This window comes from Sphingomonas sp., assembly GCF_051962185.1.
Taxonomy (GTDB): Bacteria; Pseudomonadota; Alphaproteobacteria; order Sphingomonadales; family Sphingomonadaceae; genus Sphingomonas.
In genome coordinates this window covers 21,168-29,199 of sequence record NZ_JBQCCN010000053.1, presented here as the reverse complement: position 1 = coordinate 29,199, position 8,032 = coordinate 21,168, and the positions used below count along the sequence as shown (strand labels likewise).

General features: G+C 67.7%; 8 protein-coding genes. 4 read left to right on the top strand and 4 right to left on the bottom strand.

Annotated elements, in window-relative coordinates; genetic code table 11:
• The coding region (locus tag ACTHJR_RS03535) for an SPFH domain-containing protein (protein ID WP_440521721.1) at positions 1-842 on the bottom strand (842 nt) is incomplete at its 3' end.
• Between the two features lie 123 nt (positions 843-965).
• On the opposite strand from ACTHJR_RS03535, the gene guaB reads away from it, so the two are divergent.
• Genes guaB through ACTHJR_RS03515 form a run of 4 tightly spaced genes read left to right on the top strand, consistent with a single transcriptional unit; the run spans position 966 to position 4,793 of the window.
• Positions 966-2,423, top strand: a complete 1,458-nt coding sequence (gene guaB, locus ACTHJR_RS03530; RefSeq protein WP_440521720.1) for an IMP dehydrogenase — start codon at positions 966-968, stop codon at positions 2,421-2,423.
• A gap of 14 nt (positions 2,424-2,437) precedes the next feature.
• Positions 2,438-3,058, top strand: coding sequence for a hypothetical protein (locus tag ACTHJR_RS03525; RefSeq protein WP_440521719.1), 621 nt, complete (start codon positions 2,438-2,440; stop codon positions 3,056-3,058).
• Positions 3,055-4,239, top strand: a complete 1,185-nt coding sequence (locus ACTHJR_RS03520; RefSeq protein WP_440521717.1) for an RsmB/NOP family class I SAM-dependent RNA methyltransferase — start codon at positions 3,055-3,057, stop codon at positions 4,237-4,239. Before ACTHJR_RS03525 ends, ACTHJR_RS03520 begins: the two co-directional genes overlap by 4 nt.
• A 32-nt stretch (positions 4,240-4,271) precedes the next feature.
• Positions 4,272-4,793 (top strand): tetratricopeptide repeat protein, encoded by a 522-nt coding sequence (locus ACTHJR_RS03515; protein WP_440521716.1) that lies wholly within the window; start codon positions 4,272-4,274, stop codon positions 4,791-4,793.
• Between the two features lie 56 nt (positions 4,794-4,849).
• Here ACTHJR_RS03515 and rsmA read toward each other — a convergent pair whose 3' ends face one another.
• From rsmA to ACTHJR_RS03500, 3 genes are read right to left on the bottom strand one after another with little or no spacing between them, the layout of a single operon-like run.
• Positions 4,850-5,671, bottom strand: a complete 822-nt coding sequence (gene rsmA, locus ACTHJR_RS03510; protein WP_440521715.1) for a 16S rRNA (adenine(1518)-N(6)/adenine(1519)-N(6))-dimethyltransferase RsmA — start codon at positions 5,669-5,671, stop codon at positions 4,850-4,852.
• Complete coding sequence (gene pdxA, locus ACTHJR_RS03505) at positions 5,668-6,675, bottom strand: 4-hydroxythreonine-4-phosphate dehydrogenase PdxA (protein ID WP_440521714.1); 1,008 nt, start codon at positions 6,673-6,675, stop codon at positions 5,668-5,670. The genes rsmA and pdxA overlap by 4 nt, the downstream gene beginning before the upstream one ends.
• Before the next feature lie 16 nt (positions 6,676-6,691).
• A complete protein-coding gene (locus ACTHJR_RS03500; RefSeq protein ID WP_440521713.1) occupies positions 6,692-7,993 on the bottom strand; it encodes a peptidylprolyl isomerase in 1,302 nt (433 codons plus the stop codon).
• Positions 7,994-8,032 lie beyond the last annotated feature (39 nt).

Sequence of the window (8,032 nt, the reverse complement as noted above, 5' to 3'; positions counted from 1 at the left end):
TCGACCGGGAAGAGGATGGTCTTGGCGTTGGGCGATGTCGCGAACTTGCCGACCGCCTCGACATATTTCTGCGCGACGAAATAGTTGATCGCCTGGGCGCTGCCGGTCTCGATCGCATCGGACACCATCTTGGTCGCCTTGTCCTCTGCCTCGGCCGCACGCTCGCGCGCTTCGGCGTCGCGGAAGGCGGCTTCGCGCCGGCCTTCTGCCTCCAGGATCTTCGATTGCTTCTCGCCCTCGGCGCGCAGGATGGCGCTGGCGCGCGAGCCTTCAGCCTCGAGGAGGTTGGCGCGCTTCTCGCGTTCCGCCTTCATCTGCCGCGCCATCGCGTTGACGATGTCCTGCGGCGGGCGGATGTCCTTGATCTCGACGCGGGTGATCTTGACGCCCCAGGGCGTGGTGGCGTGGTCGACCACCTGAAGCAGGCGGACGTTGATCTCGTCACGCTTCGACAGCGTCTCGTCGAGGTCCATCGAGCCCATCACGGTGCGCAGATTGGTGGTCACGAGGTTGAGCAGGGCGATATAGAGGTCCGAAACCTCATAGGCGGCCTTGGCGGCGTCGAGGACCTGGAAGAACACGACCCCGTCGGTCGAGATCATCGCATTGTCCTTGGTGATGATCTCCTGCTGCGGGATGTCGATCACCTGTTCCATCATGTTCACGCGTCGGCCGACGCGATAGACGAACGGCAGATAGTAATTGAAGCCGGGCCGCGCGACGGTGGTGAAGCGCCCGAAATGTTCGATCGTATATTGATAGCCCTGTCGCACGACCTTCACGCCTGTCATCAGGAAAATGACCACGAAGATGACGACAAAAAGTGCCAATACCGGAACCATCAATCACCCCTCCTGCGATATGACGATCACGCTTTATCACGCCCTGCGCCGGCCCCCTAGCTAATCCGCAAGCCCGCGTTTACATGGACCGCCAACCCGCGATTCGACAGATTGGCACTCCCCATGAACATCCGCCTCGGCCTGACTTTTGACGACGTCCTCCTGGTACCGGCGGAGTCCGAAGTGCTGCCGAGCGAGGCCGATACCAACACCAGACTGACCCGCGGCATCGCGCTGTCGATCCCGATCCTGTCCTCGGCGATGGATACGGTGACCGAGGCGGACATGGCGATCGTCATGGCGCAATTGGGCGGGATCGGCGTGCTCCACCGCAATCTGTCGGTCGACGAACAGGTCGCCGCGGTGCGCGCGGTAAAGCGCTACGAAAGCGGCATGGTGGTCAACCCGATCACCATCGCCCCGACCGCGACCCTGGCCGAGGCGCAGGCGCTGATGGCGCATCACCGCATCAGCGGCATCCCGGTGACCGAGAAGGACGGCAAGCTGGTCGGCATCCTGACCAATCGCGATGTCCGCTTCGCCGGCAATCCCAATCAGCCGGTGTCCGAGTTGATGACCCGGGACAATCTGGCGACGGTGTCGACGGGCGTCCGTCACGACGAGGCGCGGCATCTGCTGCATCAGCGCCGGATCGAGAAATTGCTGGTGGTCGACGAGGACTACAAATGCGTCGGCCTGATCACCGTGAAGGACATCGAAAAGGCGGTGACCTATCCCAACGCGACGAAGGACGAGGCCGGGCGCCTGCGCGTCGCGGCGGCGACCACGGTCGGCGACAAGGGCTTCGATCGCACTGCCGCGCTGGTCGATGCCGAACTCGACCTCGTCGTGATCGATACCGCGCACGGCCATAATCGCGACGTCGCGCGCGCGGTCGAGCGCGTGAAGAAGCTCAGCAACTCGGTCCAGGTCATCGCCGGCAACGTCGCGACCGCCGAAGCGACGCGCGCGCTGATCGATGCCGGCGCCGACGGCATCAAGGTCGGGATCGGCCCGGGCTCGATCTGCACCACTCGCGTCGTCGCCGGCGTCGGCGTGCCGCAGCTGACCGCGGTGATGGATTGCGCTGAGGAAGCGGGCAAATCGGGCGTGCCGGTGATCGCCGACGGCGGCATCCGCACCTCGGGCGACATGGCCAAGGCGCTCGCCGCCGGCGCGTCGACCTGCATGATCGGCTCGCTGCTCGCGGGAACCGAGGAAGCCCCGGGCGAGACGTTCCTCTACCAGGGCCGCGCCTACAAATCCTATCGTGGCATGGGATCGGTCGGCGCGATGGGTCGCGGCTCGGCCGACCGCTATTTCCAGGGCGACCTCAAGGATCAGATGAAATTGGTGCCCGAAGGCATCGAAGGCCAGGTCGCATTCAAGGGCCCGGCCAAGGACGTGATCCATCAATTGGTCGGGGGAATCCGCGCGGCCATGGGATATACCGGATCGCGCACCATCGCCGATTTGCAGAAGCGCGCGCAGTTCGTTCAGATCACCGGCGCCGGTCTGCAGGAAAGCCATGTCCATGACGTGACGATCACGCGCGAGGCACCCAATTATCCGACACGGTGAGGCGCTGAGGGGCAATGACTGGATCGTTCACACGCTGGTCTGGCCTCGCCTTCTGCATCGCGGCGGTGACGACGCCGGCGCTCAACATCCTGGTCTCGCCGCATCTGCCGCAGGGCGCTTTCGCGGTCGTTGCCGCTTCCCAGATCTATTTCCTGCGCCAATGCATCGCGGCGCGGGTGGCGTTGCTGCTCGTCTTCGGCCTGGTCGGGTTGCAGGTCAGCCGGCTGGGCCGCGTGGGCGCGTTCGGGACGATCGCGTTCGTGCTCGCGCTGGCGGGGCAAGTGACGTTGTTCTCGGTCGAATATGGGCGGGCCTTCACCGTCGACGATTATGCGCTCTACGCGCCCGATATGCTCAATACCGCGATGACCGACCTGCATCGCCCGCTGGCGATCGGCGCGCTGACCGCGATCGCCGGTTTCTTCTTCGGCTCGCTGCTTCTCGCCATCTCGTTGCTGGTGTCCCGGGACTATTCGCGCGTCGCCGCGGTGCTGATCATCATCGGCCTGCCGCTCGCCTTCCTGACCAAGGGACTCGGCGTCTATGGCGGCATCGTCACCAGCCTGGTGACCGGCGGGCTGGTTCCTGCTCGGGCTCCAGATGATGCGGCAGCGCGCCGCGCCCTGACGCCATGACTCCCGGTGCCCGCCTGCAAGCAGCGATCGAGCTGCTCGATGAGATCATCGCCGGCGCGCGCGAGGGCGGGGCCGCGGCCGACACGCTGATTGCGCGCTATTTCGCGGCGCGGCGCTACGCCGGGTCGAAGGACCGCCGCGCGGTGCGCGAGTTGGTCTATGCCGCGGTCCGACGGTTCGGCGACATGCCGGCCTCGGGCCGCGCGGCAATGGTCGCACTGGCCGACGAGGATTCCGCCGTCGCGGCGATGTTCGACGGATCGCCGCGTGGACCGGCGCCGATCGACCCGGCCGAGGTGCGGGCCGCCTCCGGGCGCGTGCCGGCCTGGCTCGATCGCGCGCTGACCCTCTGCGGGCTCGACGCCGCCGACATCGCCAGCCTGATCGACCGCGCGCCGCTCGACCTGCGCGCCAACCGGCTGCGCACGACCGCGGACCAGGCAGCCGCGCTGTTCCCGGAAGTCCGGCGGATCGACAATGTTCCCGATGCGCTGCGCCTGCCGGCCGGCAGCGCCGTCGACCAGACTCCGGCATGGCGCGACGGATGGATCGAGATCCAGGATGCCGGCAGCCAGATGGTCACCGCCGCGGCGCGCGCTGCGCCGGGGATGCAGGTCGTCGACCTCTGTGCCGGCGCTGGCGGCAAGGCCCTCGCGCTCGCCGCGGCGATGGACAATCGCGGCACCGTGCTGGCGAGCGATGTGGATCGAGCACGTTTGTCGCGGCTGGCGCCGCGCGCAGAACGGGCCGGTGCGGCGATCATCGAGCCCCGGTTGCTCGACCCCAATCGCGAAGCGGATGCGCTGGAGGATTGGCGCGACCGCGCCGATGTCGTGCTGATCGACGCGCCTTGCTCGGGGACGGGCACCTGGCGGCGCAATCCGGAGGCCCGTTGGCGGCTGACGCCGGAACGCGTCGAGCGGCTGGTGGCGACGCAACGCCGGCTGATCGACGTCGGCGCCGCGCTGGTGCGCCCGGGTGGGGCGCTGGTCTATATCGTCTGCTCACTCCTCGACGATGAAGGTGCGTCGCAGATCGACCGTTTCCTGGCGGACCACGCTGATTGGACCGCCGAGCAGCCGATCCCGCAGGGCCGGCCGCGCGGGCAGGGCAGGCGGCTGACCCCCGCGCACGACGCGACCGACGGCTTTTTTGTCGCGCGCCTGATCCGGCCATGCTAGCCGGTGGCATTGTGCCCCGTGTGGAGACCATCATGCGTTTTTCGCCCGTAGCGCTCGCAATCGCCCTGGCGGGCTTGAGCGTTTCGACCTCGTTGCAAGGCCAGCGCGCCGATGCCCAGATCGACCCGAGGTCGATGGCGTTGTTGCAGGATGGCCGCGCGGCGGCGGCGGCCGGCAATCTCAACGGCGCGACCGACCTGATCGAAACCGCGCTGGCGGTCGATCCGCGCAACCGTGCGGCGTTCCTCGAACTCGCCACGGTCGCGACGCGCCAGGGTCTGCCCGGCAAGGCGATCCGCCTCTATCGCGAGGCGCTGACGATCGAGCCGAATGATGTGACCGCGTTGAAGGGGCAGGGCGAGGCGCTGGTCGCCAAGGGCGCGATGGAAGCGGCACGCGAGAATCTCGCGCGGATCAAGACTTTGTGCGGGAAGAAGCCGTGCCCAGACGCAACGACGCTGGCCGCGGCCATCGCCAAGGGACCGCCGCCGAGCGCAGCGCCCGCCACCAAGGTGCCGGATAAGGTGCCGGACAAGGTGGAGACCGAGAAATAGGGCGAAGAGGACCGCTAAAGCCCTCTCCCGCACGCGGGAGAGGGATAATCCTCCGCTCAGGAAAGACAGCGCGCGAGCGCGACGAATTCCTCGACCGACACCGTCTCCGCACGCCGCGCCGGGTCGATACCGACCTGCTCCAGCGCCGCCAGCGCGCCGGGAACGCCTTTAAGGCTTTGCCGCAGCATCTTGCGCCGCTGACCGAACGCGGCGGCGGTCAGGCGTTCCAGCGCGGCGAACTCGACACCCTCCGGCTGCTCTCCCGGTACGATATGGACCACCGCCGACATCACTTTGGGCGGCGGCGTGAAGGCGGAGCGATGGACATTCATCGCGATCCGCGCCGACGAACGCCACTGCGCCAGCACCGCCAACCGACCGTAAGCGTCGCTGTCCGTCGAGCCGACGATCCGCTCGGCGACCTCACGCTGGAACATCAGCGTCAGGCTTTGCCACCAGGGCTGCCAATCGGCCGACAGCCAGCGAACGAGCAAGGCGGTGCCGACATTGTACGGCAGATTGGCGACGATATGCGGCCGGCCGGCGAACAAGGCGGGCGCATCGACCTGCAGCGCGTCGCCCTCGATCACGTCGAGCCTGCCGGGATAAGCGTCGGCCAGTTCGGCGAGCGCGGGCAGGCAGCGGCGGTCGCGCTCGATCGCGACGACGCGGGCGCCGGTGGCGAGCAATGCGCGGGTCAGGCCGCCCGGGCCGGGCCCGACCTCGAGTACCTCGGCATCGGCCAGGTCGCCGGGGATCGCCGCGATGCGCGCGAGCAATTGGCCGTCGAACAGGAAATTCTGGCCCAGCGCTTTCGACGCCGACAGGCCATGGCGCGCGATGACCTCGCGCAGCGGCGGCAAATCGGGGACGGTCACGCCGCGACGAGCGCGTCGGCGCGGCGCAGCGCGGCCTCCGCCGCCAGACGGAGCGCGGCGATCATCGCGCCCGGCTCGGCACGATCCTGACCGGCGATGCCGAACGCGGTGCCGTGATCGGGCGACGTGCGTACGATCGGCAGGCCAAGGGTGATATTGACGCCCTCGTCGAAATGCAGCGTCTTCAACGGCACCAGCGCCTGATCGTGATAGCAGCAGATCGCGGCGTCATAGGCCGCCCGGGCGCGGGCGTGGAACATCGTGTCGGCAGCCAGCGGCCCGGTCACGTCGATCCCTTGCGCGCGCAGCGCCTCCACCGCCGGAATGATCGTATCGATCTCCTCGCGGCCGATCGCGCCTTGCTCGCCGGCATGGGGATTGAGCCCGGCGAAGGCCAGGCGCGGCGCGGCGATGCCGAAATCGCGTACCAGCGCGCGCGCGGTGACCAGCGCCTTGGCGATCAACAAGCCGGTGCTGATCAGGCCCGGCACGCGGTTGAGCGCGACGTGCGTGGTCGCCGGCACCACCCGGAGCGTTGGGCCGGCCAGCATCATCACCGTTGCACTGGCGGCGACGCCGACACGCTCGGCGACGAATTCGGTCTGCCCGGGATGGGTGAAGCCGATCTGGTAGAGCTGCGCCTTCGACACCGGCCCGGTGACCAGCGCGCCGGCGGCGCCCGAGCGGGTCAGGCCGGTCGCGAGTTCGAGCGAATGGAGCGCGCAACGTGCCCCTTCGAGGTCGGGGCGCCCCGGCACGATCTCGCCCGCATCCTCGACCGTCAGAACCGGCAAGGCATCGTCGAACGCAGTCAGCGCGCCGCCCGGCGAATCGATATGCGCGATCGGGCCGTCCCAGACGCGGGCGACCGCCCGCGCATCGCCAACCGCGAAAAACGGCGTCAACCGCTCCTCGCGCCGGCGCGCCCAGGCCTTGGCGATGATCTCCGGACCGACCCCGGCCGGGTCGCCCATCGCGACGGCCAGCGGGGGAAGAAGAGTCATCCGATCGGCCCTCTCGTCAGCGATACTCGACGATGGCGTCGCGGCGCAGGTCGCGCAGGATCGTTTGCGCGCGCTTGTTCACGCGATCCTGTTCCATCGCATTTTGCAGCTCCTGCGGGTTGGGCAGGCTGCCCGCCTTGGGGTCGTCGCGACCGCACAGCACGAGCACGCTGACACCCTCCGCCGGCGAGCCGAACGGTGGTGTCGCCTGGCCGATCTGCATCTTCAGGATCATTTCCTGGAGAGGACCGGGCAAGTCGCGGACGGTCAGCGAATCGTTGTCGACGACTTCCGCGCCAATCGCGGCTGCCGCCTGATTGGCCGCACCGCAGCCGGTGATCGCCTGGGTCGCCTTGGCGAATTCGGTGGCGCGCGTCTGCGCCTGCTCCTGGCTGGTACCCGCCGGGAAGGTGATCTTGATCTGCTTCAGGCTGAGCTTCGCCGATCGCGGGTCGGCACCGAGCACCGTTCGCTTGTCGGCGAGATAGAGAATCGAAAAACCGCCCGGCGTCTCGATCGGCCCGGCAAGCTGGCCCACCTGCATTTCCGCTGCGGCATTCGACAGCTCGGTCGGCAGCATCGACGCGCGCACCCAGCCCAGGTCACCCTGGGCCGACGAGGTGGTCGCGTCGGAAAAGGTCTGCGCGTAATAAGCGAACGGCTGCTTGCCGTCCTTCATCCCCTGCATCATCTCCTGCATCGAGGCGACGACGGCCGGCGCACGATCGGGCGTGGCGTTCTTGTAGATCTCGAACAGATGATATTCCGGCGTGCCCTTGTCGCGGTTCATGCGATCGAGGATCGACTGGACCTCCTCATCGCTGACGTTGATGTGCGGCTCGACGTTGCGCCGCAGATAGCGCTGCCACGCCAGCTCGCCCTCGATCTGCTTGCGGACCGAGCGTTCGGACGACCCGATCGACCGCAGATACGCGCCGAAACCCTGGGGCGATTGCTTGAAGTTGGCAGCGACGCGACCATAAGCCTGGTCGATGTCGGCCGAGGTGATGGTGATGTCGTTGGTCTTGGCTTCCTGGATCTGCAGGACTTCGTCAATCAGGCCGCGCAGCACCATCAGGCGAAGCTGTTCGCGTTCCTGGTCGCCGAGTTGATATTGGTTGGCGGCGATGATCAGCGCCATGCGCTGGTCGACGTCGGTACCCGTGATGACCACGCCATTGACGATCGCGGTCGGCTTGCGGACGTTGGGGTCGAGCTTGCCGAAGATCTGCAGATTCTCGGGGATGTCGAGGCCCGTCTGCGGGACGCCGGCATCGGGCACGGTCTGGGCGATCGCCGCGCCGGTGGTCGCCATCATCGCGCTGGCACCAAGCGCAAGCGCGAGGCGCGCAGAAGT